A 1,318-nucleotide genomic window follows, 5' to 3' on the forward strand; every position below is an offset into this window, starting at 1 on the left:
TGGGTGGGGCATGCCCCACCCATGCGAATTCGATCTCGGTGGCCACCGGGCTCATCGGTAAGGTGGAGTTACCACACTTCACACGCCCACCGAGGAGTTGATCCCGATGACCGACGATAGATTACCGCTTGCCGAGCTGATGGCGAAGACCGGAGATGGAGATTTCCTGCGCACGATCGCCGAGAACGTATTACAGATCATCATGGAGGCCGACGTCGATGGCCTGGTCGGCGCCGGCCGGCACGAGCGTTCCGGCGATCGCACGACCTGGCGCAATGGCTACCGCGACCGCAGTCTCGACACCCGGCTCGGCACGCTCAATCTCAAGATCCCCAAACTGCGGACCGGCGCCTACTTTCCCGGCTTTCTGGAGCCAAGGAAGACCGTCGAGAAGGCGCTGGTCGCGGTGATCCAGGAAGCATGGATCGCCGGCGTCAGCACCCGGCGCGTCGATGAACTGGTGCAGGCGATGGGCATGACTGGCATCTCCAAGTCCTCGGTATCCAAGCTGTGCAAGGACATCGACGAGCGGGTCCACGCCTTCCTCAAGCGGCCGCTCGCCGGCGACTGGCCCTACCTCTGGCTCGATGCTACCTATCTCAAGGTGCGCGAGGGCGGGCGGATCGTCAGTGTCGCCGCGATAATCGCTGTGGCCGTCAACACCGAGGGCAAGCGCGAGATCGTCGGCCTGCACATCGGTCCTTCCGAAGCCGAGCCGTTCTGGTCGAGCTTCCTCAAGGACCTCGTCCGGCGCGGCCTGACCGGCGTGAAGCTGGTCATCTCCGATGCCCACGAGGGGCTCAAGGCGGCGATTACCCGCGTCATGGGCGCGACCTGGCAGCGCTGCCGCGTCCACTTCATGCGCAACGCCCTGGCCTATGTGCCCAAGGGCCAGAATACCGTCGTTGCCGCTGCAATCCGTCAGGTCTTCCTTCAGCCCGACCATGCCGCTGCGACGCAGGTCTGGCGGCAGGTCGCTGATCAGTTGCGCGCCCGCTGGCCAAAGCTCGGCGCTTGCATGGACGATGCCGAGCACGACGTGCTCGCCTACATGACCTTCCCCGAGCAGCACCGGGTCAAGCTCCACAGCACCAATCCGCTGGAACGCCTGAACAAGGAAGTGAAGCGCCGCGCCGATGTGGTCGGCATCTTCCCGAACGAGGACAGCATCATCCGCCTCGTCGGCGCCGTCCTGCTCGAGCAGAATGACGAATACCAGCTCCAGCACCGCTACATGCAGATCGAGGGCATGGCCGCCCTTGCCACACCAATGATCGAGGAGGCACAGCCGCTACAGATTACACCCAAGGCCGCCTGA

The 1,318-nt window shown here is 64.1% G+C and carries 1 protein-coding gene; it reads left to right on the forward strand.

Translation table 11 applies throughout. The features are described from left to right. The first annotated feature begins 106 nt into the window (after positions 1-106). A complete protein-coding gene (locus PKE80_RS25155) occupies positions 107-1,318 on the forward strand; it encodes an IS256 family transposase (protein WP_059150834.1) in 1,212 nt (403 codons plus the stop codon).

Origin of the sequence: Novosphingobium resinovorum, from assembly GCF_027922145.1 — a bacterium.
GTDB lineage: Bacteria > Pseudomonadota > Alphaproteobacteria > Sphingomonadales > Sphingomonadaceae > Novosphingobium > Novosphingobium resinovorum.